The organism is Sphingomonas abietis, assembly GCF_027625475.1.
Lineage (GTDB): Bacteria > Pseudomonadota > Alphaproteobacteria > Sphingomonadales > Sphingomonadaceae > Solisphingomonas > Solisphingomonas abietis.
This window is the reverse complement of record NZ_CP115174.1, coordinates 4,154,316-4,177,500: the sequence shown is the minus strand read 5'-3', so window position 1 is coordinate 4,177,500 and position 23,185 is coordinate 4,154,316. Positions and strand designations below refer to the sequence as shown.

20 protein-coding genes, 1 tRNA gene, 2 rRNA genes and 1 pseudogene (1 of these 24 running past the window's edge) are annotated in these 23,185 nt (G+C 65.3%); 13 read left to right on the top strand and 11 right to left on the bottom strand.

Annotated elements, in window-relative coordinates; genetic code table 11:
- The 3 genes from PBT88_RS19725 to PBT88_RS19715 form a co-directional block, all read left to right on the top strand.
- Window positions 1–243, top strand: a 23S ribosomal RNA gene (locus PBT88_RS19725); it begins 2,581 nt to the left of the window's first position.
- A 109-nt stretch (window positions 244–352) separates the two neighbouring features.
- A 5S ribosomal RNA gene (gene rrf, locus PBT88_RS19720) occupies window positions 353–467 on the top strand.
- 65 nt (window positions 468–532) lie between these two features.
- Window positions 533–609: transfer RNA gene (locus PBT88_RS19715), tRNA-Met, on the top strand.
- A gap of 114 nt (window positions 610–723) precedes the next feature.
- On the opposite strand, the gene PBT88_RS19710 is transcribed toward PBT88_RS19715, so the two are convergent.
- The 4 genes from PBT88_RS19710 to PBT88_RS19695 form a co-directional block, all read right to left on the bottom strand.
- On the bottom strand, window positions 724–933 hold the full coding sequence (locus PBT88_RS19710; RefSeq protein ID WP_270076986.1) for a recombinase family protein: 210 nt from the start codon (window positions 931–933) through the stop codon (window positions 724–726).
- The gene (locus PBT88_RS19705) at window positions 930–1,016 is read right to left on the bottom strand and encodes a hypothetical protein (RefSeq protein ID WP_270079328.1); all 87 of its coding nucleotides are present in this window, start codon (window positions 1,014–1,016) and stop codon (window positions 930–932) included. Before PBT88_RS19705 ends, PBT88_RS19710 begins: the two co-directional genes overlap by 4 nt.
- A gap of 98 nt (window positions 1,017–1,114) precedes the next feature.
- A complete protein-coding gene (mazF, locus tag PBT88_RS19700; RefSeq protein WP_270076985.1) occupies window positions 1,115–1,447 on the bottom strand; it encodes an endoribonuclease MazF in 333 nt (110 codons plus the stop codon).
- A complete protein-coding gene (locus PBT88_RS19695; protein WP_270076984.1) occupies window positions 1,447–1,890 on the bottom strand; it encodes an AbrB/MazE/SpoVT family DNA-binding domain-containing protein in 444 nt (147 codons plus the stop codon). The genes mazF and PBT88_RS19695 overlap by 1 nt, the downstream gene beginning before the upstream one ends.
- A 990-nt stretch (window positions 1,891–2,880) precedes the next feature.
- On the opposite strand from PBT88_RS19695, the gene PBT88_RS19690 reads away from it, so the two are divergent.
- Together PBT88_RS19690 and PBT88_RS19685 are read left to right on the top strand one after the other, a co-directional pair.
- Window positions 2,881–6,084: a DUF3857 domain-containing protein gene (locus tag PBT88_RS19690; protein WP_270076983.1), complete on the top strand. Its 3,204-nt coding sequence runs from the start codon at window positions 2,881–2,883 to the stop codon at window positions 6,082–6,084.
- 425 nt (window positions 6,085–6,509) lie between these two features.
- Window positions 6,510–7,724, top strand: coding sequence for an IS701 family transposase (locus PBT88_RS19685; RefSeq protein WP_270075978.1), 1,215 nt, complete (start codon window positions 6,510–6,512; stop codon window positions 7,722–7,724).
- Window positions 7,725–8,051: 327 nt separating this feature from the next.
- Here the strand turns inward: PBT88_RS19685 and PBT88_RS19680 are convergent, their stop codons facing one another.
- Window positions 8,052–8,525, bottom strand: a complete 474-nt coding sequence (locus PBT88_RS19680) for a monooxygenase family protein (protein WP_270076982.1) — start codon at window positions 8,523–8,525, stop codon at window positions 8,052–8,054.
- Window positions 8,526–8,607: 82 nt separating this feature from the next.
- On the opposite strand from PBT88_RS19680, the gene PBT88_RS19675 reads away from it, so the two are divergent.
- Window positions 8,608–9,129, top strand: a complete 522-nt coding sequence (locus PBT88_RS19675; protein WP_270076981.1) for a TetR/AcrR family transcriptional regulator — start codon at window positions 8,608–8,610, stop codon at window positions 9,127–9,129.
- On the opposite strand, the gene PBT88_RS19670 is transcribed toward PBT88_RS19675, so the two are convergent.
- Window positions 9,112–9,270, bottom strand: a complete 159-nt coding sequence (locus PBT88_RS19670) for a hypothetical protein (RefSeq protein ID WP_270076980.1) — start codon at window positions 9,268–9,270, stop codon at window positions 9,112–9,114. The two genes, PBT88_RS19675 and PBT88_RS19670, sit on opposite strands and share 18 nt — an antisense overlap.
- Window positions 9,271–9,281: 11 nt before the next feature.
- On the opposite strand from PBT88_RS19670, the pseudogene PBT88_RS19665 reads away from it, so the two are divergent.
- Window positions 9,282–9,548: pseudogene (locus PBT88_RS19665) on the top strand (integrase); the annotation flags it as partial.
- A gap of 164 nt (window positions 9,549–9,712) precedes the next feature.
- Here the strand turns inward: PBT88_RS19665 and PBT88_RS19660 are convergent.
- Complete coding sequence (locus PBT88_RS19660; RefSeq protein WP_270076979.1) at window positions 9,713–10,117, bottom strand: helix-turn-helix domain-containing protein; 405 nt, start codon at window positions 10,115–10,117, stop codon at window positions 9,713–9,715.
- A 70-nt stretch (window positions 10,118–10,187) separates the two neighbouring features.
- Between PBT88_RS19660 and PBT88_RS19655 the strand changes: the two genes are divergently transcribed.
- The 4 genes from PBT88_RS19655 (at window position 10,188) to PBT88_RS19640 (ending at window position 14,272) form a co-directional block, all read left to right on the top strand.
- Window positions 10,188–10,799 (top strand): NAD(P)H-binding protein, encoded by a 612-nt coding sequence (locus PBT88_RS19655; RefSeq protein ID WP_270076978.1) that lies wholly within the window; start codon window positions 10,188–10,190, stop codon window positions 10,797–10,799.
- Window positions 10,771–10,917 carry a hypothetical protein gene (locus PBT88_RS19650; RefSeq protein WP_270076977.1) on the top strand — a complete coding sequence of 49 codons (147 nt, stop codon included), beginning with the start codon at window positions 10,771–10,773 and terminating at the stop codon, window positions 10,915–10,917. Before PBT88_RS19655 ends, PBT88_RS19650 begins: the two co-directional genes overlap by 29 nt.
- A gap of 374 nt (window positions 10,918–11,291) precedes the next feature.
- Window positions 11,292–12,011 (top strand): hypothetical protein, encoded by a 720-nt coding sequence (locus PBT88_RS19645; protein WP_270079327.1) that lies wholly within the window; start codon window positions 11,292–11,294, stop codon window positions 12,009–12,011.
- Complete coding sequence (locus PBT88_RS19640; RefSeq protein ID WP_270076976.1) at window positions 12,008–14,272, top strand: hypothetical protein; 2,265 nt, start codon at window positions 12,008–12,010, stop codon at window positions 14,270–14,272. Before PBT88_RS19645 ends, PBT88_RS19640 begins: the two co-directional genes overlap by 4 nt.
- Window positions 14,273–14,472: 200 nt before the next feature.
- Here the strand turns inward: PBT88_RS19640 and PBT88_RS19635 are convergent, their stop codons facing one another.
- From PBT88_RS19635 to PBT88_RS19620, 4 genes are read right to left on the bottom strand one after another with little or no spacing between them, the layout of a single operon-like run.
- Window positions 14,473–15,750, bottom strand: a complete 1,278-nt coding sequence (locus PBT88_RS19635) for a TolC family protein (RefSeq protein ID WP_270076975.1) — start codon at window positions 15,748–15,750, stop codon at window positions 14,473–14,475.
- Complete coding sequence (locus PBT88_RS19630) at window positions 15,743–18,160, bottom strand: ABC transporter permease (RefSeq protein ID WP_270076974.1); 2,418 nt, start codon at window positions 18,158–18,160, stop codon at window positions 15,743–15,745. The genes PBT88_RS19635 and PBT88_RS19630 overlap by 8 nt, the downstream gene beginning before the upstream one ends.
- A gap of 13 nt (window positions 18,161–18,173) precedes the next feature.
- Window positions 18,174–18,854 carry an ABC transporter ATP-binding protein gene (locus PBT88_RS19625; RefSeq protein ID WP_270076973.1) on the bottom strand — a complete coding sequence of 227 codons (681 nt, stop codon included), beginning with the start codon at window positions 18,852–18,854 and terminating at the stop codon, window positions 18,174–18,176.
- Between the two features lie 11 nt (window positions 18,855–18,865).
- Window positions 18,866–20,170, bottom strand: a complete 1,305-nt coding sequence (locus PBT88_RS19620) for an efflux RND transporter periplasmic adaptor subunit (RefSeq protein ID WP_270076972.1) — start codon at window positions 20,168–20,170, stop codon at window positions 18,866–18,868.
- A 108-nt stretch (window positions 20,171–20,278) separates the two neighbouring features.
- Between PBT88_RS19620 and PBT88_RS19615 the strand changes: the two genes are divergently transcribed.
- Window positions 20,279–21,496 (top strand): sigma-54-dependent transcriptional regulator, encoded by a 1,218-nt coding sequence (locus tag PBT88_RS19615; RefSeq protein ID WP_270076971.1) that lies wholly within the window; start codon window positions 20,279–20,281, stop codon window positions 21,494–21,496.
- Complete coding sequence (locus PBT88_RS19610; protein WP_270076970.1) at window positions 21,456–22,622, top strand: sensor histidine kinase; 1,167 nt, start codon at window positions 21,456–21,458, stop codon at window positions 22,620–22,622. The genes PBT88_RS19615 and PBT88_RS19610 overlap by 41 nt, the downstream gene beginning before the upstream one ends.
- Window positions 22,623–23,185 lie beyond the last annotated feature (563 nt).

The window sequence follows — 23,185 nt, the reverse complement described above, 5'->3', positions numbered from 1 at the left end:
AGGAGTTGACCCTAGTACGAGAGGACCGGGTTGAACGTACCTCTGGTGGACCTGTCGTGGCGCCAGCCGCGCAGCAGGGTAGCTATGTACGGACGGGATAACCGCTGAAAGCATCTAAGCGGGAAGCCTCCCTCGAGATAAGATTTCATAGAGCCGTGAAAGACCATCACGTTGATAGATCGGATGTGGAAGTGGGGTAACCCATGGAGCTAACCGGTACTAATTGCTCTATTCGCGCTTGAGAGTTCCACACCGCCAACCTCAAGGTTGAACGGAACAGGATATCATCAGCATCGTAACCGTTACAAAACCAACATCGATTTCTACCCAATAGGTTACGCGGATCAGGTAGCTTGGTGGCCATAGCGTCTGTGACCCACCCGATCCCATCCCGAACTCGGCCGTGAAACCGGACTGCGCCAATGGTACTATCGCTCAAGCGATGGAAGAGTAGGGCGCCGCCAGGCTTCCCCATCCGCGTAACTCACAAAAACCCATTCACATACCCTGCAACCAATGCAGGACCATTTGGCGCGGGGTGGAGCAGCCCGGTAGCTCGTCAGGCTCATAACCTGAAGGTCACAGGTTCAAATCCTGTCCCCGCAACCAAAAACGCATAACCCCCGGCTCACCACAGCCGGGGGTTTCGTGCGTCCGGACCCCAAGTCGTGGCCGCGCAGGCCGCGGTGCGTCTTCTTCGCACATCCTTCAGGAACAGCGCGTTCATCGTGCCCTTGAGGCCGACATGGAGTTCACTGATTCCGCCTTCAGCGAGGATGATGACCCGAACCCCCGCAACTGGAGATGCTCGTAGAGCGTTGCGACGTTGGCTTGATCGCGCAAGACGCGGTCCAATGCCTCCGCCAGCACGACTTCGAATTTGCCGGCGTGCGAATCTTGCAGAAGCGCTTGGATGCCGGGCCGCAGCGTCACGCTCGGCCGGAGATCGCCGCGTCCTTGTAGGTGCCCGCCACTTGCCAGCCCTCTCGTGCCGCCTGCTCTCGGCAAATCCGCATCTGGTCGTCGATCGACGACTCGCTGTGCTGGTCCGAGGAATAACGGGCGCATAAGGCCACGCGGGGCACCGGTCATCTCCTACGGCTGTTTGAGCATCCTAAATCTGCAGCAACGGTTTGATCTTCGCGCGAACGTCGGCAAGCACCGCTGCCGGTACGTTACCCCTGTGGCTCGCCTTTCGGGCTCGCCAGTCGAGGCTCTTGATCTGATCGGCCAAGACCGCGCTCGGCGGATCATGACTTACAACGACCTCGAATGCATAGCCCTTGATCCGCGATGTCATCGGACAACACAGCATCATGCCACGCGCGCCGTTATAGCGGGCAGGGGAAAGTACCAGCGCCGGACGGTGTCCGGCCTGCTCATGCCCTGCCCGCGGATCGAAGTGCAGCCAGACGATATCCCCGCTGTCCGGCACCCAGGCCGCCATCACCAGATTTCCTTGCCTACCGGAGCGCCGAAGTCGACGTCATCGGGGAAGGTCTCGGGCGACATGCCGGCAAGCAGATCGTCGAGACGATAAACCGGCGCGCGCACCGGCTCGATCACGACCCGGCCATCTTCCTCGCGGACATCCACCGCCTGATCGATATGAAGCGAGGCAGCTGCCATCACCGAGGACGGTATCCGCACGGAGGCGCTGTTGCCCCATTTCTTGACCTGCACGCGCATGTCGGATGCTCCTGTATCTACGGGGTAGATACGATCATGAGCACCTGCCCGTGTCAACAATTGTATCATTGCGTTAGCGCTCTGGGGCGGCCTATTCTTCATCGTGCCCTCGCCTGATGAAGCGTTGTCGTTGACGACATGGCGTCTGGCGAAAGTTTCGCGGACGATCTGCCGGCCGATCAGACGAGCGATACGCGCCAAGGCGGCGTCGATCCTGGCCCTGCCGATCGACGCTGGCGGGCTGTCGTTCGTGGCGACAAGCCGCTGGGGAGGGGCGTCTCATCCCTTTCTATGACGAGCGCCTTCGCTGGCTTTAGCGGCGTCGTTGGCGTCCTCGTAGAAATAGGGATTGACGAGCCATATCCGACCACGGCTTCGCGCCAATCGAGGCAGCGCGTTGGGCACTCCTGTGGGCAGGAAAGAGTGGTCAATCAGCAATGGGGACGCCGAATGGAGCGGAACGGGTGCCGAAAAGGGTGCGAAATCTCGGTTTCGTCTGCGGAAATTCCAAGAAATCGTCCAAGGTATATTTGTATCGGGAATATTTTTACGGCCCCGCTGGCATTTGCTGTCGGTTGGCTTCGCGTTCAAAAACGGCCATTGCCGAGTTTCGACGCGGTTCGCAATCGCCGTCGGTCGGGTTCGGATGAAACACCGTCCGTCGACGGACATGGTGGCGCGACAGATCCATGCTTTTCTGCTGGCAACTCCTAGCGTTTACGGATGAACTCTAGCGCTTAAAACTTGTTTTCAAACATGCCGATGCCAAAAAGTCTCCGCTGTTCCCACGGATCGATCCTGACATCGGGAATTCAGTCGGACGAACTTGTTTAGGAACTGATGGCGCTTTAGGGTTCGCCCCAAGGGGCAGGGTTGGGGGCAGCCAGTAGCGTGCGGAAATCATTGAAACGGCCTAATGTGCCGGCATTTCTCATCTTGTGCTCAGCCTTTCTTGCGGTTCCCGGACATTCGGCCGATGGCGGAATAGCGGCGAAAGCGGCGGACACGGAGCTATCCAGACCCGCACAAGGTATCGCAATCGAGCCAGCGCCATCCTGGATCCACGACCGCACCATTCCGGAGGCCACCAAGGCGCGCCTCGATCGGGCGCAGAGCGGCGTCGCCTACCTGCTGACCGATGAGCAATACCGAACGCGGGCCGACGGTCACGACAACTGGTTTCGCCTGTCGATGGAGGTGGCGAATCGCAGCGGCCTCGAAGCATCAGGCCAGATTTCGATGATCTATGATCCCGCCTTCGAAAGCGTGGGCGTGAACTTCGTCCATCTGATCCGGAACGGGAAGATCATCGATCTGACCGGCGCCGCACAGTTCCGCGTGGTCGAGCATGAGGGGGAGCTAGACGACGGCATCGTCAGTGGCACGCTCAAGGCCATCGCCAACCTGCCCGACGTGCGGGTGGGCGATATCGTCGATTATGCCGTCACGACGCACACGCGCACCAGCTTGTGGACGGGCCAAGCCTTCTATCATCTTTCGCAACGTTATACCGATCCGCTGGCGATGCGGGCGCTGCGCTTCGTCTGGCCTGCGGGAATGTCTCCCCGCATCAAGGCGATAAACAGCGACATCGCTTTCGCCACGCGCAACACCGCCGATGGCGCGGAATGGGAGTGGACCGCGACGGATCCGCCCGCGATGCGGGCGGAAGATGACGTTCCCTATACGGCGTTCGAATGGGGCCAGATCGACATATCGACGATGAAGGACTGGGCAGAGCTGGCCCGGTGGGCGACCGGGCTTTATCAGGGCGACGACAGCCTACCCGATGATTTCGCGGCGCGTCTCGATGCCATCGCCAAGGCCTTCCCTGCTCCTGGCGACCGGCTGACCGAAGCCACCCGCTATGTGCAGGACAATATCCGCTACGTCGGGGAGGAAATGGGCGAGGGCTCCTACGTGCCGCGCCGGCCGAAGACAGTCCTCGCCCGGGGATATGGCGACTGTAAGGACAAGAGCCTGCTGCTGGCCGTGGCGCTGCGTCGGCTGGGCATCGACGCAGTACCGGCGCTGGTCGCCACCAAGGCTGGGGAGCGGCTGCCCGATCGCCTGCCGTCGCCGCTCGAATTCGATCATGTCGTGGTGCGCGCGGTGATCGACGGCAAGGTGACCTGGATCGACGCGACCGGCGCCCAGCGAGGCGGGCGCGGCGCGGCGATCGTTCCGGCGGACTTCGGCTATGCGCTGCCGATCCGGGCGGGGCAGACCAGCCTAGAACATATGGACAGCTACACGGATCATGCCGGCCGGGTGGTCGTGCTCGAGCAGTTCACCGTCGACGAGACGGCCGATACGCCGCTGATCCTCCACGTCGAGACGCGCACCACAGGCGCGCGCGCCGACAATAGTCGCGCCAGTTGGGCCGACAGCTCGGCTGCCAAGATCGCGGACAACAATCTCGAATTCTATCGCCGGCGTTTCCCCGGGCTCGTCGAGAGCAAACCTCTCCAACTGAGCGACGATCGCGATGTCAACGCGACGACGATGATCGAAAATTACACGATGTCGCGGGATGCGTTCACGAAAGCAAACGTCCTCGGGACGCTGATCACGCGGGCGTATCTGTTGCAGGGTGTCCTGCCCGATCGGCAGGCCAATCCACGCGTCGAGCCACTCGGCATCAGCAATGATCTGGCGAATGAGCAAACGATCGATCTGCACGTCAAGGGCCGGATGCTCGATCCGATGGATGACGTCGATACCGAAGCGGGGCCGGTCGCCTTCTCGCGCCGTTCCACCAAGCTCGCTGATGGCCTGCACATGGTCTACCGGATCGACATCGGGCCGCAGGACGAGGTGCCGGCCAAGGATGCCGAAGCGGTCTACGCGCTATCGGATCGGATCAAGGACGGGACCGGGATCGAATTCTATCTCGACAAGTCTCCGCGTGCCGCGCCCGTTCCAGAGGGCATCGATGCCGCGACCTGGGACAAGATCAGGCCAGACATGGCGAAGATCGGCAATCTCATGCAGAAGACCGATCAGCCTTCGAAGCTGGAAGCACTGTCCCTGCTTTCCGCGGTCTCGGACAAGGTGGCGCATCCGTCGCCGGTGGCGGGTCTGATCGACGGGCTGAAGGGAGTGATCCTCGCCGATCTGCAGCGGCCGCAAGCGGCTTTGCCGGCGTTGCAATCGTCCGCGGCGCAATATCAGAGCAATCCCGACATCCTGCGCGTCTGGATCGCCTACGAGCTCGATCTCGGCACGGGCGATAGCGTCGCGGCGGCGATACGCAGCGTGGCGCAGTCGCAGCCCAAGGTGATCGCGGCGCTCGACCAGCAATGGGCGCGGATCGCGCTCCAGAAAGCATCCAAGCTCGCGGCCGACAAGCGCGAGACGGCGCGCGAGGATATCTGCATAGCGTTGGCGAGGGCCGGCTGGCAGCAGCAGCCGCGCACGGATTTCGGCGATGACATGCTCGGCTGCGCGATCGTGGGGCATAGCCTGCGTGGCGAGCTGGCGGATGCGAAAACGGATTTGGCCCAAAATCCGCCGGTCGCCACTCTGGTAGCGCTCGCGATCGACCGGCGCCACCAGCCGCTCTGGCCGGAGATCGACCGGTTCGCCGGCGACGGCTTCCGCAAGAGTCTGGAGGCGGAGGCGGATCGCACCGCCGCCGCGGCGAAGGCAGCGCCGAGGGATTACCAGATGGTGAGCCATCAGATGCAGGCGCTTCGCGCGCTGGGCCGGTTCGCGGACGCGTTGCAGGCCGGCGCAGCGCTCGCCAAGGACAAGACGCAGATCGAGGTGACGGGCCTCGACGCCTTCTGGCTGATCAATGAATATGCCAGCAATCTCCGCGCCGCCGGGCGGATCGACGAAGCGATCGCTGCTCTGGATGGCGTGCTCGCGCTCGGCATCGATCGCTATCCGGAACTGGTTTCGATGGCGATCAATCGGGACGAGATGCTGATCGCTGCCGGCCATTATCAGGCCGGGCTCGATAATCTGTCCGATCTCGACGCGCATCACCTCGATCGGATGTCGGCCTACGGCAAGATGTGGGTGTGGGCGAACGAGGATTGCGCGCTGCGGGCGCTGGGTCGGAACGACGATGCCAAGGCTCCCGAGGCCAAGCTGGCCGCGAAGCCCGACGACAATTGGAGCGCCTCTGCCGCTGCCGCCGCGTGTCGCAACGATCCCAAAGCGGTTGCTGACATGCTGGTGACGCGATTGCGGGGCAGCGACACGCGGCCGATGGCGCTGGGCCTCTTCATCAATTTCGAGGGGCATGAGGCGCATACCCCGCTGGAAACCGCAATGCACCAAGCCATGGCCAAGGCACGCGCCATGCCCGACGTACAGGCGGAATTTCAGAAATACGGCCGTGCCGTTCGCTATGCGGGTACGACGCAGGGGTGGAGTGAGTTTTGACGGTTGTCTCTTCCAGATAGCCAACCGTCGCTTTTGAGTAGGACAGATTTTTGCCCAGTTATTGCCGCTCGCGCCGCTCCCAAAAGCGCCCGATCGGTCATAAGTCGAATGAGATCGCAGGACATCAAGTTGGGGGACTTCTGTCGAGGCTGAGCAAAATGCAGATGGCAGTCTCGCTCATCTAGAGCCAATCGACATTCGGATTAATTGGATATCGGGTGATCATCTTGTTTCAAACCGTCATGCTGAACTTGTTTCAGCATCCCGCCTCTTCCGGGCGCTCAGCGCCAAGTTTCGCTGGGATCCCGAAACAAGTTCAGGATGACGATTGCTTCGGGTGTAGATCGCCACCCGATCCGCTGAATGTCGATCCGCGCTAGCATTACAGTTGCATATCAAGCGGAACTCTGAATCAATAGGTCTCCATGGTAAGGAGGCCGTGGATGACGGGTGCATCGATAGAAGCGACACTGGAGTTGTGGGCGTCCTCGCTGCGGGACGTGAAGAGCCGTATGCGCGGGTTGTTCACGCAGGAGCGCGTTGCGGCGTCTGCGAACCTGTTTCTGGACGGCTTGCTGAGTGACGAGCGCCGCAAGACGGGTTGGATGCGCGCCGAGGCTGCAGGGGATCCGGGGCCTTGGCGGCAACAGGCTATTTTGGGCCGCGGGCGATGGGAGGCAGACGAGCTTCGCGACATCGTACGAGACTATGTTGTTGAGAGCCTTGCGACCGACGAGGCAGTCCTGGTCATCGACGAGACCGGTTTCCTCAAGCAAGGCAAGGCTTCCTGTGGCGTTGCGCGTCAATATACCGGATCGGCTGGCAAGATCACGAACTGCCAGATCGGTGTATTCGTGGCCTATGTATCGGCTCGCGGGCACGCGTTTATCGATCGCGCTTTGTATCTTCCAAAGAGCTGGACGGGTGATCCCGCACGACTTGCCGCAACCCATGTCCCTGAAGCGTTAGCCTTCGCCACCAAGCCGGCTTTGGCTGTTCAGATGATACAGCGGGCTTTGGCGGCCAAGGTCCCATTTTCATGGGTCGCGGCGGACGCCGTATATGGGGTCGGTGACGTCGAGCAGGCCCTGCGTCGAGCCTGCAAGGGCTACGTTCTCGGCGTGAAGTCGGATCACTATTTTGGCTCTTGGGGCGACAAGCCCCCGGTCGCAGGCAAGGCGGAGGAGATCGCACAAGACCTCGATGCAGACGCATGGAAACGCCTGTCCGCTGGTGAGGGCACAAAGGGCGCCCGTCTTCATGACTGGGCATATTGCGAGCTCGCCGATCTCGATGCCGATGAATATGACGAGACGAAATCAGGCGTGTGGACCCGGGGCCTGCTGATCCGCCGTAACATCAGCGACGGTGACCTGGCCTACTTCACGACCTGGTGCCCGGCCGGCACCAACATCCAGACACTCGTCGCTGTCGAAGGCCGTCGTTGGGCGATTGAAGATAGCTTCGAGACCACCAAAAACGAACTCGGCCTCGATCATAACGAAAGCCGTTCGTGGCATGGCTGGCATCGCCACGTCTCTCTGGTCATGCTCGCCTTCGCCATGATGGCGGTGATCCGATACCGCGCCAATGCCGTGACGCCCCCAAAAAGATCGAGGACGCGGACCGTCAGGATCTGATCCGCTGGTCGATCCAGGAAGTTCGGCGGATCGCCAACAAGCTCGCTCAGCGCCGCATACGGCCCGCGTACATCATCGCCTGGTCATGCTGGCGACGCGCGCACCAAGCCGCTGCCAGACGAGCTCATCTCAAAACTAGAATGCAACTGTAATGCTAGGCGCGAACGGTTGCTGAGGCGGTACGAACTTCCGATATGGTTGAGCTCAAGGACCAATACTGGCCGATAACGCGGTGGTTGATTCTGAAGAGTCTGAAAAGCTCTTCGAGCCGTTGACGAAGCGCGGCGTCTTTCGCTGGCTCAGTCAACCTCGGGCCTGCGCTCGCGGTCAAACGGCGGCGGCCGATGCGCCGCCTTGGATGCGCGAGCGCGCAGACATGAGCGACCCGACCGGCGGCCGCTCCGGTGCGAAGCGGAGCAGGCCGACCGGTTCCGGCATGCCCACATAGACCGCCTCGACCCCACCACGCGCGTGATAGGTCTCGTGCCAGAAGCCGGCGTGCGCGGACAGCTCGCGCATCTTTCGCCACCATTCGGCGTGCGGTTCGCTGCGGGTGAAGCGCTCGAGCGCTTCTAAATCCCGCCAATATTGGCGAAAACCGATGTGCGTCAGACTGAACCTTAATCCCTCGTGGAGAAGCAGACCTTCAGGATAGGACCGCATCACCGCGTTCAATCCTGGCCCGATCTGTCTCAGGGCGGAGAAGCCTCGCCAACTCTTCAGGCGCAACCCGAGCATGATCATGACGAGGTCGGGATAATTTGAGAGATCGACCGACTGGCGCTTGCTCGAAGCTTGCATTGTCCGACTCCTTGTTATTTACGGTGTAAACGTAGCAAAATAGGTTTACACTGTAAACATGGTTCAGGTGCCATCGCCGCCATTGTCGGAACGACTGCTTGAGGCGGCGCTCGGCGCGCTCGAACGTGGGGAGGATGTGAGCCTGCGCGCGGTCGCCCGTCACGCCGGGGTGTCTGCCATGGCGCCCTATCGTCACTTCGAGGACAAGGCGGCCCTCCTCGCAGCGGTCGCTGCCCATGGATTCGGAGAACTCCGTGCAAAGCTGCTGGAGGCCGACGACTGCTCGGACGATCGCGAGGCGCTGGTCGCGCAGGGTGAAGCGTATCTCGCATTTGCGCGCGCGCGGCCGGCTCTGTTCAGGCTTATGTTCTCATGCCATGACGGAGGTCCGCCGCCCGTCGATGACAATGCCTATGCCGTCATGGTGCGTCGGGTGGAGGGGCTGAGCCCGAAGAGCCTGGAGGCGGCGGCGCTCGCTTGCTGGTCCGGTGTACATGGCATGGCGACGCTTGCACTGGACGGCGGTCTGCCGCCGGGGCCGACTCCGGTCGAACGGGCCGCGCTCGAACTGATCGTCTCCGGGCTTTCAGCTCGCCTTGCCTGATCGGCCTTTGCCGCCCAACGGCTGGAAGATCCTGATCAGCGTCCACGGGAACTGGTAGCCGACCGCCTCATCGAGCGTCGCGAGCCGTATGGCGATGGCGGCGCCCTGCTCGACGGTTCGCGGCGCGCCGCTTCCGCCCATGTCGGTCGCGACCGAGCCGGGGCATCGATCACACCGATCATCTCAGCGCCCGGCCATATGCTCGGCTCGTCGATAAATGGGTGGTCGGCATCGGGCTCCGGCGGGATCAGTATGGCACATGCTCACTGCGCCGAACCAAGGCTTCAATAATCCACAAGACGACCGACGATCTCGGCGCCACGCAGATCCTGCTTGGACACCTCCAGATCGAGAACATGGTTCATTATCTCGGTGTGGATGTGGAGGACGCACTGACACTTGCGGAGGGAACAGAAATCTGGCGGACCCGGCTTCCGATTTCGACGAGGAGCCGGACAGGTCCGCGCCCTCTGCCGTCGTTCCCGAGCCTAAGATCCGTTCCCTATTTCGGTGGATCCAAAACGCTCGGCTCGTCGCGCGAGCTATGGGAGCTCACTGGGCCGGGGCTCCGGCTGTGCGCCCGTCAAAGCGAGCATAACAAACGAGCAGCCAGACGCGGCTCGTCACCCGTTTGGCCGTCTGCGATCCAGTCCCGCTTGGCCTGCAGATAGTCCGTCATAGTGGCCAGATCCTGGGTTTTGCGTTTCATGATCTCGAGTTGCTCATCCATGAGCTCGACCGCGCGCTCCCGTGACAAGCCTTCGGCCTGCATCTCGTCGTTCACACTGGCGATATCCTTGAGCGACATACCCAGCGATTGTCCAAAGCGGATCATGGCGGCGATCTGCACGTCGCGCTCCGTGAAACGGGCATAAGGATTGCTGCCGCCCAACCGCCCCGTCTCCGGGGCAATCAGCCCCTTCCGGACGTAGAAGCGTATGGTGGCGGCGCTCAACGCGGTGCGCCTGGAAAACTCTCCGATCAGCATATGCAATGGCCTTGACCATGAACCTTGGTTCACCCTTATAGGCCATGGCTCCCATTCGTGGAGCCTTGATATGGATGATGTTTTTCCAACCCGAAAGCCTGTCGCCTTCGTGACCGGCGCGACGGGGCTGCTCGGCAACAATCTCGTGCGCGAACTGCTGACACAGGGGTTTCGCGTGCGCGCCCTCGCTCGCTCACCCGACAAGGCCCAGCAGCAGTTTGCCGATCTGCCGGTCGAGATCGTAACCGGCGACATGCTGGCCGTTGAAGCCTTCGCACCCGCCTTGGTCGGGGTCGATGTGGTCTTCCATACAGCCGCCTATTTTCGCGACTCCTACACCGGCGGCAGCCATTGGGCCAAACTGCATAGCGCCAATGTGCTAGGGACGCGGGCGCTTTTGCAGCACGCCCAGGCCATGGGCGTGCGGCGTTTCGTGCATGCGAGTTCCATCGCGGTGCTTCGCGGAAAGCGTGGCCAGATCGTGGACGAGAGCATGCTGCGCGATGAGCGCGATGCCGACGATTACTATCGGAGCAAGATTCTTTCCGACCGGGAAGTCCTGGCCTTCCTTGAGCAGCATTCCGATTTCTGGGCTGCCATGGTGTTGCCAGGATGGATGCATGACCGGCAAGCCTGTCCTTTTCAGTTGGGCTATGGCGCGCGCCCTGACGACCGAGAATGAGCGATCCCGCTTCAGCGCCGCCAAGAGCGAAACCGAATTGGGCCTGCGGTTCAGGCCAACGGACGAGACCCTGCACGACGAAGTCGCCTGGTTCCGGGCGCACGGACGGCTGGCGTGACATCCCCGAACGATCGGGATGATCAAGGGCAACTGAGCCTCACCCGAATGACCGACCCGCATCAACCATGCTCCGACGACGATATTGTCAATTCGAGTATGCTGAGGACAAAGCTGACCATCGGCAAGACCCCCATCTACGCCATCCGGACTATCAGCAGCCAATCCCGAAAACCGCCCTATGTTCATCGGGAGACCAAACTCCCGCACCTATCCAAGCTTGCGTGCCGAGCGGCTTCCTCAATGGCGACGACCGTCGCCACGTGCTGACAGCGGCTTTGCATCGAGGCATGGCAGGGGATCGGACCTCGCTTGCCAACGAACGGAGCGCCTTTGAAACGAGATCGCTGGCGAACCGACGCACGCTGTTTGCTCATGCTGTTCTGCTGTCTATTTTCCGTGGGCTGTCGGCGTGTGCGGCCGGCTGCCCCGCCGCAGCTGGTCGTCTGGGCTTGGGAGCGTCCCGAAGACCTGCGCTTCCTGCCCCAAGACGTGCCCATCGCCGTCCAAACGGGATTCGTCGAAATCGCAGGTGACGGATTTGTCGCCCGCGGGCGGCGATTTCCGCTGCTGACCAATGCGGCGCCTCGAATCGCCGTGGTGCATATCCAGATCGACGAGCGCGACCCACCCGATTGGACGCCGGATTTGCGACGGCGGGTGGCAGCGGCGGTGTTGCACTATGCCCTCGTCCTTCCCGTGCCCGAGGTTCAAATCGATTTCGAAGTGCGCCGGTCGCAGCGTAACATTCTCGTCGACGTGCTGCACGACGTCCGCGCCGGGCTGCCGAAGCCCCTGTCGCTGTCGATGACCGCCCTTGCATCCTGGTGCCAGGAGGGGTGGCTGGATCATGCCACCGCCGACGAGATCGTGCCGATGCTGTTCCGCATGGGGCGAGGCGATCCTTCGCTTCGTACCCGGATCGAAGCGGGCGGAGACTTTCTCGATCCGCGCTGCCGGCACGCGCTCGCACTGTCCGCAGACGAGCCCATTGCGCGCGCGCCGGCGGGGCGTAGGGTCTATCTGTTCGACCCGCGGAGCTGGACGCGGTCGGACTTCCAGACGATCCGACAGCAAGTGGAGCGATGGCGATGAGTCGCTTGTCCGGGCGTGCGATAGCGGCGGTCGTCCTCGTCACGTTGACGGGACGCGCAGCGGGCTCGGGTGGCCCGCCGCCACTGCCCGACTATGTCACCGCCGCGGCGACGGCGCCGGTCGATCAGGCGGCGCTTGCTGCGGGACGATTGGGGATCATGAAGGGCCATGCGCCCGCCGCGATCCTCTATCTCGACTGGCGGTTGCTCAACGGTCTGCGCGTCGATGCCGCTTCGACCGCGTCGCTGGCGACGCCCTGCTGCGGCCGATCGCAGAACGATGAATCGGCTTGGCTGGCGGCGCGCCGCGCGGTGCCGGGCGCCTCGACCGACCTCTATTACGTCGCGACCGACCGGGAAGGGCCGAACTACACCGCCATCCCGACCTGCTTCCCCGACGCCTTCGTCACGGCGACTGCCACGCTCCAGGCGCGCATCGCCCGTTATGAAGCGAAGTCGCCCGACGTGCGCGCCTGGCTGGCGGCACAGGACGCGGTGTTCGACGCATGCAGCAAGTCCGGCGTGACGCTGCCCGTGCTGGCGGCCAATGCCCCCGCGTGGCTGCGCGCCGACCATGGCTATCAGGAGGCTGCGCTGGCGCTCTACGACGCGCGCCTCGATGAAGCCGAGCGCGATTTCGTGGCGATCGGACGCGATCGCGGCTCGCCATGGCAGCCGCTGGCGCTCTATTTGCAGGCCCGCGTCATCCAGCGCCGCGCGCTCGATCGTCCCGGCGCGGACAATTTCGCCCGCGCGCACGAGGCGATCGCCAAGCTCGAGAGCGCGCCCGCCGGCACCTATGGCAAGGGCGAGGTCGAGCGGATGAAACAGGTGCTCGATTATCACGAGCAGCCCGCCGCGCTGCTCGCCCGGCTCGATCGCGCGCTCAACGCCCCGGGCGTGCCCGGCGATGTCGCGGTGAAGTTCAAGGATTATCAGAGCCTGTCCGCGACCGCGCCCCAGATGCCCGACGCGGCGGACTGGATCGCGACGCTCGATCCCAAGGATCGTGCCGCCGGGCTCGCCCACGCCCGCGCACGCTGGCAGGCGAGCCACAAGACCGCCTGGCTGCTCGCAGCATTGTCCCTGGCGATGCCCGCCGACGCAGACGCCGGCGCGCTCGTCGACGATGCCGCGCGGCTTCCCGCGAGCGATCCGGGCTGGCTGACGGCGCGCTATCATCGGCTGCGGCTGACCATCGCGCGCCGACCTCCCGCCGAGCTACGCGCCGAGGTCGACACGATCCTCGCGCGCCGCGACCTGACCCCGTCCGATCGCAACATCTTCCTCGCAGTCCGCGCGCAATCGGCGTCGAGCCTGGCCGATTTCGCGGCACATGCGCTGCGACGCCCCTATTGCACCGGCGCCGGCCGCGGCTGCGTCGATGGCGACTGGCCCGCCGGCGATGGGATGCTGGGCCGGCAAGGCCATGGCTATGTCGGCTTCGGCGGCGACGCGCGCGCGATCATCGATCGGCTCCCGCTCGCCCAGCGATTGACCCTCGCGCGCGACCCGAGCCTGCCGCGCGAACAGCGGCTCGACCTGTCGCTGACCAACTATGCCCGCGCCGTCCTCTTGCAGGACGATGCCGCGATCGACCAGACCGCGCGCGCGCTGACCGGGCTGTTGCCGCAGGTGCGTCGCGACTGGCTGGCGATCGTCGCGACGCCGCCGGGGCCGGCCAAGCGCTTCGCGGAGATTGTCGTGATGGCGAAGATCCCGAGCCTTCGCACCGACCTTGCCGACTATGCGCGCCCCGAGGGAAGCGAGCCGTCCTTCGCGGGCTATTGGGTGGATTGGCTGCGCGTGCCCGTCGGCGGGAAAGCGCCGGCGCCGTCCTTTCCGCCCGCCGGTGCCTACATGCCGCAGGGCTTCTGGGATGGCCGCGACAGCGACGCCGGGCCGGACGAGGCCGATCTGCCCTGCGCGGGCAAATGCGGCCCGGGCACCTTCGCGCTGCACATGCCGGGATTTGCCGCGCCGCTGACCGCAGCGGCGCTTCGCGAACGAAGCCATTTTTTCACCGACGCGACGATCGGCCCCGATGCGCGCGGCGCACGATCCCTATGGGAGGACGCGCTGGCGTTCGTGACCGCGCACCCCAATGATCCGAGAGCGGCCGAAACGCTCTACCGCCTGATCCGCGTCGCGCGCTGGGGCGGCAATCACGAGCATCTCGGCCGGAGAGCGTTCATGCTCCTCCATTCCCGCTATACGGGCTCGGTCTGGGCCAAGCGCTCGCCATTTTATTACGACAGTTGAATGTTGCGTACTTTGACAAGCGGCGCCCATTTCTAGCCGTTCACGGCATGGATCGACGATCCTAAAAGCTTCCGTCCGTTCATGCCTGCTGTGAGCCATGTTCGACAAGCGCATGGGGAAGGTCATTGCCGACCGGCCGCTTCCGGGCGAGAATCGAAGATACTTGTCAGTTCGAGGGCGGCGACGCCGCTGCGTCTAATCTAGGAGGCGATGCGCTGGTTTAGCGTCGGTGCGTCGGTTATCTCATAGCTGTCGCGATCCAGCCGCCCCGCGGCGCGCAGCAGGGCGGCCTGGGCGATCAGCAGATCGCTGTGGCTTCTCGCCAGCGCCAACTGCGCGGAGCGGAGCGATTCATCGGCGATCAGGATTTCGGTCGTCGTCCTCAGCGAGAAGGCATATTCCGCCCGCACCCCCTTGAGCGCGAGTGTCGCGGCGTCGACCGCCTGCGTGCCGGCATCGGCGCGGGCACCGGCGGCGATCAGGTTCGCCCAGGCGGTCTCGACCGATCGCGTCGCCTCGCGCTCGGCGGCATCGGTCGCGAAACGGTCCGCGCGGTAGGTCGCCTCGGCCTGGCGGACGCGCGACGCGACGAGGCCGCCGGTGAGCAGCGGCACCTTCAGCGTAACCCCGGCGACGGCGCCGTCATTATAGCCACCCAGCCGGCCGCTCCCCGCATAGCCATAGGTGCCGCCCAGCGCGAGGCTGGGGTTGCCCTCGGCGCGCTGCTGCGCGATCCGCGCCGCGTCGGCCTGTGCGGTCAGCCGCTGCTGGCGGACGAGCGGGTTGGCATCGATCGCCCAGCGACGCGCGGTGCCGAGGTCGGCGGGGAGCGCCGGGCGGGGGGACTGGCTCTCCAGCGCGCCGGGATCATGGCCGACCGCCGCCCGATAGGTCGCCGCAACGCCGGCCGCCGATCCCTGCGCGTCGGCGAGGGTGGCGATGGCGGCGGCGTGCTGCGCCTCGAGCTGGGCGACGTCGGTGCGCGTCGCCTGCCCGAGAGCGTAGCGCGAGCGCGCCTCGGCGACCTGGCGGCCGAGCAGATCGATATCGGCACGGGCGACGTCGACGGCCTGCTGGGCGTAGAGCAGATCGGCATAGGCGCCGACCACGGTTTCGAGCACCCCTGCCTCGGTATCGCGCAGGCCGGCGGCTCCGGCCGCGACGTCACCCTTGGCCGCGCGCACGGCGGCGGGCACGCGGCCGCCGGTCCAGATCGGCAGCGTCGCGCTGACGCTGCCGACGCCGCCCTTGCCATAGTCGCTGCGGTCATAGCCGCCGCTGCCGTCCGCCTCGGCGGTCAGCCGGCCTTGCGCGCGGGCCTGTTCGGGCGTTTCCGCTAGCGCCTCCTGCCGTGCCCGCGCCTCTGCCAGTTGCGGGTTGGTATCGTAGGCGGCGGCGACCGCATCGCGCAGCGTCTCAGCGGACACCGGGGCGGCGATGCAGGCCATGCCGGCGGCGAGCAGCGCGAGCCTATTCATGCCGCATCGCCCAGGCCGGCGTCGCCCGGCTGGCGCGCAGCGACTGGCCGAGGACGGTCAGCACCGCGATGCCGATCGCCAGCACGCTCGCCCCGATGAAGAACAGCGGCGACAGCGCGATGCGATCGTCGAAGCCGGCGAGCCAGGTCCGCATCGCGAAGAAGGCGAGCGGCCAGGCGATGAGATTGGCGATCAGCACGGGCCGCAGGAACTGGCCGACGAGCAGCCGGACGATATCGGCGGAGGAAGCGCCGAGCGTCTTGCGGATGCCGATCTCCTTGACCCGCCGCTGCGTGTTGAACGAGGCGAGGCCCCACAGGCCGACGCAGCCGATCAGGACGGCGAGGCCGGCGCCGATCGCGAACAGGTGGGCGGCGTGGTCGTCATCCTCGTAGAATTTCGCGAGTTCATGCTCGCCGGTATTGGCGATGAGGGGTGCCTGTGGCGCCATCCGGAGCCACACCGCGCGAACGGCCGCCAGTATCGATCGCGGGTCGCCGCTGAACCGCAGCGTCGCCACCGGATAGGGCGCGAGCCCGCGATAGGCGACGTAATAGGTCGGATCGCTCGGCAGTCGCGGCGAGAAGAAGCGGAGGTCGTCGACGACGCCGATGATGGTGCGCGTCCCCGAGCTCCACACGGTCTTGCCGACGGCCTGCTGCGGCGACGGGAAGCCGAGCTTGAGTGCGGCCGTGCGATTGATGACGATGTTGCGCGGTTCCGATGTCTTGGGTGTGTTCGCATCGTCCATGCGATGCGCATCGTCGAACAGCCGGCCGGCGAGCAGGCGCGGACGATAGACGCGGAAGAAATCGCTGCCGATCACGATCTTCCGCAGCGACGGGCCGGGCTTCGGCTTCCCGTCGATGTCGACATTGTTCATGTTGTTGTTGCCGAAACCACCGGCGGACGAGTCGGCCGTCGCGACGGCGATCACGCCCGGCAGCTGCCGGAAGGCATCGATCAGCGCGGTCTGCCGGCCGGTGTCCAGATCGCCATAGTTGAGCGAGGAGACGACGAGCAGGCCCTCGCGCCTGAAGCCGAGATCGGTGGACCGGACGTGGCGCATCTGCGCGACCACCACCAGCGTGCCGACGATGAACGCGATCGCCAGGCTGAATTGCAGGACGACCAGCATCTCGCGCGTCCGCGTGCCGGCGCGACCACCGCCGGGGGCCCGCGCCGATGCCAGCACCTGCGCGGCCGGGAAGCGGGCCAGCAGCAGCGCCGGATAGATGCCTGCCAGCGCGCCTATGACCAGCGCGAGGCCCACCAGTGCCGGCAGCGCCTGCGCATAGGGGATCGACAGCGACAGGCCGCCGGCGGCGTTGACGAACGGCAGGCTGAGCTCGGCGATGATCAGCCCGACCAGCGTCGCCAGGGCGGCGGTGAGCACCGCCTCGCCCATGAACTGCCGCAGCAGGGTGCCACGATCCGCGCCCAGAACCTTGCGCATGGCCACCTCGCGCGCGCGCAGTCCGGCGCGCGCCGTCGTCAGATTGACGTAGTTCACGATCGCGATCAGCAGCGTCAGCAGGCCGACCAGGCCGAGCGTCACCACCGTCAGTTCAAGGCTGGCGCTCGCCTGGCCCGCCGGCTTCAGATGCTCCTGCGTGAACGGCAGGAGCGGGAGGGCAATTTTCCGGGAGGCGTGCGCGCCCAAATCCTTGAACCCGTGGTGATCGACGAAGCCGGGCAGCTTCTGCTCGAACGCCTTTGCGGCGGCGGGGGTCGGAAATCTGAGGAAGGTGGTGACGGAGGTGCTTCCCCAATGGAACCACCAGTCCTCCGGGTTGACTACGGGGATGCGCGTCAAAATGCCGAAGCGCAGATCCGTATTCTTGGGCAGATCCTTGAACACGCCGGTCACGCGATAGGTCATCGGCTTGTCGATGGTGATCGTGAGCGTCTGTCCGATCGGATCGACATCGCCGAAATATTTATGCGCGATCGATTGGCTCAGCACCGCCGCGGACGGATCAGCCAAGGCCCTGGCCTTGTCGCCGCTGACCATCGGCAGATCGAATATCTTGAAAAAGTCCGCGTCGACCTGCGCGATGTCCTCCAGCGTGGCGATGCCGCCATGCGTGACACTGCCGCCGCCTTCGCCGCCCTCGATGCGGGTGCCGACGAGGCCGGGATAATCCCCCTTCATCTGCTCGATCAGGCCGCCCATCGTGTTAGGCCAGGTGCCGACGAACGGGCTGTCGATGCCTATCCAGTCGGTCTGCACCAGATAGATTTGCTGATGGTTCGGCAGCCAGCGTTCGAAGCTGGTCTCGAAGCGCACATAGAGGCCGAGCACGAGGAACACCGCGATCCCCACGGCGAGGCCGCCGATATTAAGCACACTGTAGAGTCTGTGGCGGGTGAGCGAGCGATAGAGCGACAGCAAGGCGAAGCGGTTCATGGCCTATGTCCCCTCAGATCGCGCGGGCGGCGGAGGCGACGATGCGGCCGTCGAGCATGTCGATCCGGCGCTTGGCCATGTCGGCGTGGCTGGGCGAGTGCGTCACCATCACGATCGTCGCGCCGCCCTCGTTCAGCCCGGCGAGAATGTTCATCACCTGCGCGCCATTCTCGGTATCGAGATTGCCGGTCGGCTCGTCGGCGAGGATCAGCTTCGGATCGCCGACGATGGCGCGGGCGATCGCGGCGCGCTGCTGCTGCCCGCCGGACAGCTGGTGCGGATAATGGCGGGCACGGTGGGCGATGCCGACGCGGTCCATCGCCGCGGCGACCCGCTCCCGCCGCTGGCCGCTCCCATCGCGGCGATAGGCGAGGCCGAGCGCGACATTCTCCTCGATGGTCAGTTCGTCGATCAGGTTGAAGCTCTGGAAGACGAAGCCGAGCGTGTCGGCGCGGAAGCGCGCGAGCGCCGCCTCGTCGAGCCGCGCCAGATCGCGATCGCCGAACAGATAGCGGCCGCCGGTCGGGCGATCGACGGTGCCCAGCGTGTTGAGCAGGGTCGACTTGCCGCAGCCGGACGGCCCCATCACCGCGACGAACTCGCCGGCTTCGACGATCAGGTCGATGTCGTGCAGCGCGGTGGTCTCCACCTCGTCGGAGCGATAGCGGCGCTGGATATTCTCGAGACGGATCATGGCTGCCCCTTTCAGCGGATGTTGAGGATGTCGCCCTTCACGGACGCGGTGTTGGAGGTGACGATGCGATCGCCGGGCGCGAGCCCGGAGAGGATCTCGACCTGTTCGGGATTGCGCCGCCCGATGCGGATCGCGCGGCGGCGGGCGTGGCGGCCGTCGCCGTCGAGCACGAAGGCGGAAGCGCCGTTGCCGGCATCGAGCCAGCCGCCGACCGGCGCGACCATACTCTGCGACGCCGCGCCGAGCGTCACCCGCGTGTCGAGCGTCTGGCCGCGGTTGAGCCCGGCCGGGGCGGTGCCGTCGAAGGCCAGCTCGATCCGGAAGCGGCCATCGGTGACGCTCGGCAGCACGCGGCTCACCGTCAGCCGGGCGCCACCTTCGGCGGTCGCCTTCTGGCCGACGGCGACCCGGCCGAGATAATATTCGTCGACGTCGGCGACGAGTTTCCACGAGCCTTCGCTGTCGATCTGGCCCGCCGGATCGCCGGCCTTCAGCATCTGCCCCGGCTGGATCGTGAAATTGGTCAGGCGTCCGGCAACCGGCGCGCGGATCACCAGCGCGTCCAGCCCGGCGCGCACCGCCGAGAGGTTGCCGTCCAGTCTTGCGCGCGTCTCCGCCAGCCGATCGGCTTGCAGGCGGCCGGTGCGATCCTCTTCGGTCTGGCCCGAGCGCAGTTGGGCGAGGCGCTGACGCTGATAGTCGGTCTCCTCGCGATAACTCTTCACGCCCTCGTCCGAGACGAAGCCCTGATCGTGGAGCTGCTGGCGGATCGACAGGTCGCGCTCGGCCTTCAGCAGATCGTAATTGGCCGACGAGGTCTGTCCCGCGCGATCGAGCTTGCTGCGTTCGAGCGCGAGTTCGTCGCCGCTCAGCGATCCGAGCTGGCTGGCGATCTGCGCCTCGCGGGTCATCACGTCGAGCTTCAGCGACGGATTGGCGAGCGTCGCCAGCGCCTCGCCGGCGGTGACGGCGCTGCCGTCCTGCACGAGCAACCGCTCGACCTGCCCGCCGGAAACCGCGTTGACGAAGGTGGAGAGGCGCGGCGCCACCGTCGCGCGCACGGGCAGATCGTCGGCGAAGATCGTCCGTTCGACCGCCCCGGTCTCGATGTCGGCTGCGGCGATGTCGGTCGATCCGCTTGCCGGCAGGACATGCCAGGCCAGCGCCGCGCCGAGCAGCGCCAGCGGCGGTCCAAACCATTGCGGTTGCCGCCACCAGGGCCTGCGCAGATGCGCGACGCGACGATCCATCGCGGCGCCGGAGGTAACACTTGCCTGAGCGGCGGGGTCGGTCATCATGATGCTAATGTCGCCCATGCCGCCGGAAATGCCTAAACCGCTATGTCAGAACGATTTTCCATCGATCCGCCTTCCCCCGACCGTCCACGAACGGACAGACTGTCCGCAAATGGACGGCCGGGAGCCATGTCAAGCGGCGCTGCGATTCTGCTGGTCGACGATAATGCCGAGGTCGGCCGTGCGATGCGGATCGCGTTCGAGGTCGCGGGGCATCGGCTGGATGTCGCGGCCACGCCGGAGGAGGCGTTCTCGCGGCTGGCGCAGAGCCGTTACGACGCGCTGCTGCTCGATCTCAATTTCACGCCCGGCCAGACCGCGGGCGGCGAAGGGCTGGCCTGCCTCGATCGGATCATGGCGGACGATCCGGCCGCCTGCGTCGTGGTGATCACCGCGCACAGCGGCATCCGCATCGCGGTCGCGGCGATGCAGGCGGGCGCGCGGGATTTCGTGATGAAGCCGTGGCGCAACGGCGAACTCGTCGCCAAGGTCGAAGCGGCGATCGCGCGCGGTCGGCCGATCGGCACACCGGCGGCGGTTCCCGTCGGAGAGGCGGCAGCGCCCGCACTGCTGCTCGGCGATAGCCCGGCGATCGCCCGGGTCCGCGATCTGGTCCGCCGCTTGGGTCCGACCGCCGCTGGCGTCTCGATCACCGGCCCTTCGGGGGCGGGACGCATGCTCGTCGCGCGGGCGCTCCATGCCGCCTCCGCCGACGCCGCACGGCCACCGACCGTGATCGACCTGCGCGATGCCGCCCAATGGGGCCGGCTGGACGATGCGACCGGCACCGTCATCCTCCGTCATATCGATCGGCTGGACGATCTCGCGCAGGCGCGGCTCGTCGCGGCCTGGCCGTCCGGCGCGCGCGCCATCGCGATCGGGGATGGGGTGCAGGGGCTTGGGGCCGCGCTGCGCAGCCTCGTCGCCACGGTCGAGATCGCGGTGCCGCCGCTGGCCGCGCGCGGGGCGGACGCCCTGCTGCTGGCACGCCATTTCCTGCGTATCGCCGCCGAGCGGCACCGCCTTGCGGCACCCGGTCTGACGGTAGCGGCCGAGCGGCTGATCCTCGATGACGTCTGGGCGGACGAGGCGAGGGGGCTCGCGCTCGCGATGGAGCGGGCCGTCCTGCTGGCGACCGATAGCGTGATCGATGCCGCGGCGCTTGCGCCCGCGCCGGCCGTCGCCCCCGTCGGGCCTAGCGAGATGGCCTATGATCTGGCGGGCAACGAAAAAGCGGTGATCGCCGCCGCGCTGCGGGACAACCATCATAATGTCACCCAGGCCGCCGCGGCGCTGGGGCTCAGCCGTGGCGCGCTGTATCGCCGCATGGAGCGTCATGGCCTGTAGAGCCGCGATCTGGCCGATCCTGTCCGGCCTGGGCCTGCTGGGGCTGGGTGCTGTGGCGCTTGCGGCGTGTCGGTTCGGGCTGTGGGGTACGGCGCTCGGCGCGGCGTTGGTCTCCACATGGATTATCGCGCTGGGGGTCTGGCAGGCCCTTCGCCACGATACGCGAAGCGACGCCATCATTGAGCATCGCGACCCCGACCAAGAGCCGCCCTATCGTCTGGTGCTCGATCAGGTGCCCGTGCCGCTTGTCGAGATCAGGGGCGGGCAGGTGAGCGCGCGCAACCGGTCGGCGCGATCGTTGTTCGCGACCGACGATTTGATCCTGCCGCCGCCGGCGGCGCTGATCGAGGCGGGCGTGCATCATCTCCTCCAGCAGGGCAGGCGGTTCCGCATCGACCGGATCGAGATGGGCGACCACATGGTCGCCGCCCTCATTGATGTCGATGCCGAGGAGCGCACCGCCGAAGCACGCGCGACCGCCGAGATGATCCAGGTGCTGGGCCACGAGATGCTGAACGGCCTCGCCCCGATCGTGTCGCTGGCCGAGAGCGGCCTCGCGGCGATCGCGGCGCCGGTGCGGCGCGACGATCTGCTGCCCGAGATATTGGGGACGCTCGGCCGTCGCGCGGAGGGGCTGCTTCGCTTCAGCGAGGCCTATCGCAGCATGGCACGGCTGCCCGAACCGATCCGCAAGCCCGTCGCCCTCAAGACCATCGCCGACGATCTCGCGCGGCTGTTCGCGGGCCGCTGGGCGGGGGCGGTCGTGCTGGAGATCGATATCCGGCAGGATATGGTGGCGATGATCGATGGCGACCAGATTATCCAGGCCGCCTGGGCGCTCCTCCAGAACGGAGCCGAGGCGGCGCTTGCCGGCGCGGGCAAGCCCCGCGTAGCGCTCTGCGTCATGCAGGACGCCGGGCGGCTGCTGATCGAGGTCCGTGACACCGGCGCGGGCGTGGCGCCGGAGGACGCGATCCGCATCTTCCGCCCGTTCCATACCACCAAGCCTGGCGGCACCGGTGTCGGCCTCAGCCTGGCGCGGCAGATCGCGCTGGCACATGGCGGCGAACTCACACTTTCTCAATCGGCGCCGGCGACTTTCCAGATGGAAATACGGGGGCAGTAAATTGGTGAGTATGTCTTTATAACAATGTTGAAAAACTTTCGCAATTCGATGGATGAATGCAGATAAAATCTGATCAAAGTCGAGATGTTCATTTTTCGGCACACAATGATTGCATCGTAAAGGCAAGGTGCGGGCATCTCCAAGAACCTCGGACGGAAGCTCTTCTCAGTACTAGGCGTTCGCATCAATATGAGAACATGTGGTCTGGTCGCGAACCGCCGGGCGCTAATTTGCGGCTGTATTTTCTGGCCCGGCAGGCGGAGGTTTGGACAAAGCGATCGGGCGACTTCCGAGTGGTCATCGCCGATGCTGCTCGGTCGCGTCACGTAACGCCGCCCGCTGCCTTTCTCCCCATTTCAACGCAGGCGGCCCCGTGATCCGCCGCTAATCAATCCACGGGCCGCGGCAGGACTTAGCTCCGCCGCCGCGCTCCATCTGCTCGTCCGTCAGCCAAACAGGTCACTCAAATCCAGTCGGCTCACGGAGCCTGAATCCGATCGTGCACTCTCATCAATGGGTTCTGACCATAATATTATCGATGCGGTTTCAAGCAATCAATGGCT

Excerpts from the sequence above, each read along its gene's own strand:
- PBT88_RS19705 (WP_270079328.1), bottom strand. The coding sequence starts at position 1,016 with ATGCGGATTTGCCGAGAGCAGGCGGCACGAGAGGGCTGGCAAGTGGCG.
- mazF (WP_270076985.1), bottom strand. The coding sequence starts at position 1,447 with ATGGCGGCCTGGGTGCCGGACAGCGGGGATATCGTCTGGCTGCACTTC.
- PBT88_RS19690 (WP_270076983.1), top strand. The coding sequence starts at position 2,881 with ATGGAGGTGGCGAATCGCAGCGGCCTCGAAGCATCAGGCCAGATTTCG.
- PBT88_RS19685 (WP_270075978.1), top strand. The coding sequence starts at position 6,510 with ATGGTAAGGAGGCCGTGGATGACGGGTGCATCGATAGAAGCGACACTG.
- PBT88_RS19680 (WP_270076982.1), bottom strand. The coding sequence starts at position 8,525 with ATGCAAGCTTCGAGCAAGCGCCAGTCGGTCGATCTCTCAAATTATCCC.
- PBT88_RS19670 (WP_270076980.1), bottom strand. The coding sequence starts at position 9,270 with ATGGGCGGAAGCGGCGCGCCGCGAACCGTCGAGCAGGGCGCCGCCATC.
- PBT88_RS19660 (WP_270076979.1), bottom strand. The coding sequence starts at position 10,117 with ATGCTGATCGGAGAGTTTTCCAGGCGCACCGCGTTGAGCGCCGCCACC.
- PBT88_RS19655 (WP_270076978.1), top strand. The coding sequence starts at position 10,188 with ATGGATGATGTTTTTCCAACCCGAAAGCCTGTCGCCTTCGTGACCGGC.
- PBT88_RS19650 (WP_270076977.1), top strand. The coding sequence starts at position 10,771 with ATGGCGCGCGCCCTGACGACCGAGAATGAGCGATCCCGCTTCAGCGCC.
- PBT88_RS19645 (WP_270079327.1), top strand. The coding sequence starts at position 11,292 with ATGCTGTTCTGCTGTCTATTTTCCGTGGGCTGTCGGCGTGTGCGGCCG.
- PBT88_RS19640 (WP_270076976.1), top strand. The coding sequence starts at position 12,008 with ATGAGTCGCTTGTCCGGGCGTGCGATAGCGGCGGTCGTCCTCGTCACG.
- PBT88_RS19635 (WP_270076975.1), bottom strand. The coding sequence starts at position 15,750 with ATGAATAGGCTCGCGCTGCTCGCCGCCGGCATGGCCTGCATCGCCGCC.
- PBT88_RS19630 (WP_270076974.1), bottom strand. The coding sequence starts at position 18,160 with ATGAACCGCTTCGCCTTGCTGTCGCTCTATCGCTCGCTCACCCGCCAC.
- PBT88_RS19625 (WP_270076973.1), bottom strand. The coding sequence starts at position 18,854 with ATGATCCGTCTCGAGAATATCCAGCGCCGCTATCGCTCCGACGAGGTG.
- PBT88_RS19620 (WP_270076972.1), bottom strand. The coding sequence starts at position 20,170 with ATGGGCGACATTAGCATCATGATGACCGACCCCGCCGCTCAGGCAAGT.
- PBT88_RS19615 (WP_270076971.1), top strand. The coding sequence starts at position 20,279 with ATGTCAAGCGGCGCTGCGATTCTGCTGGTCGACGATAATGCCGAGGTC.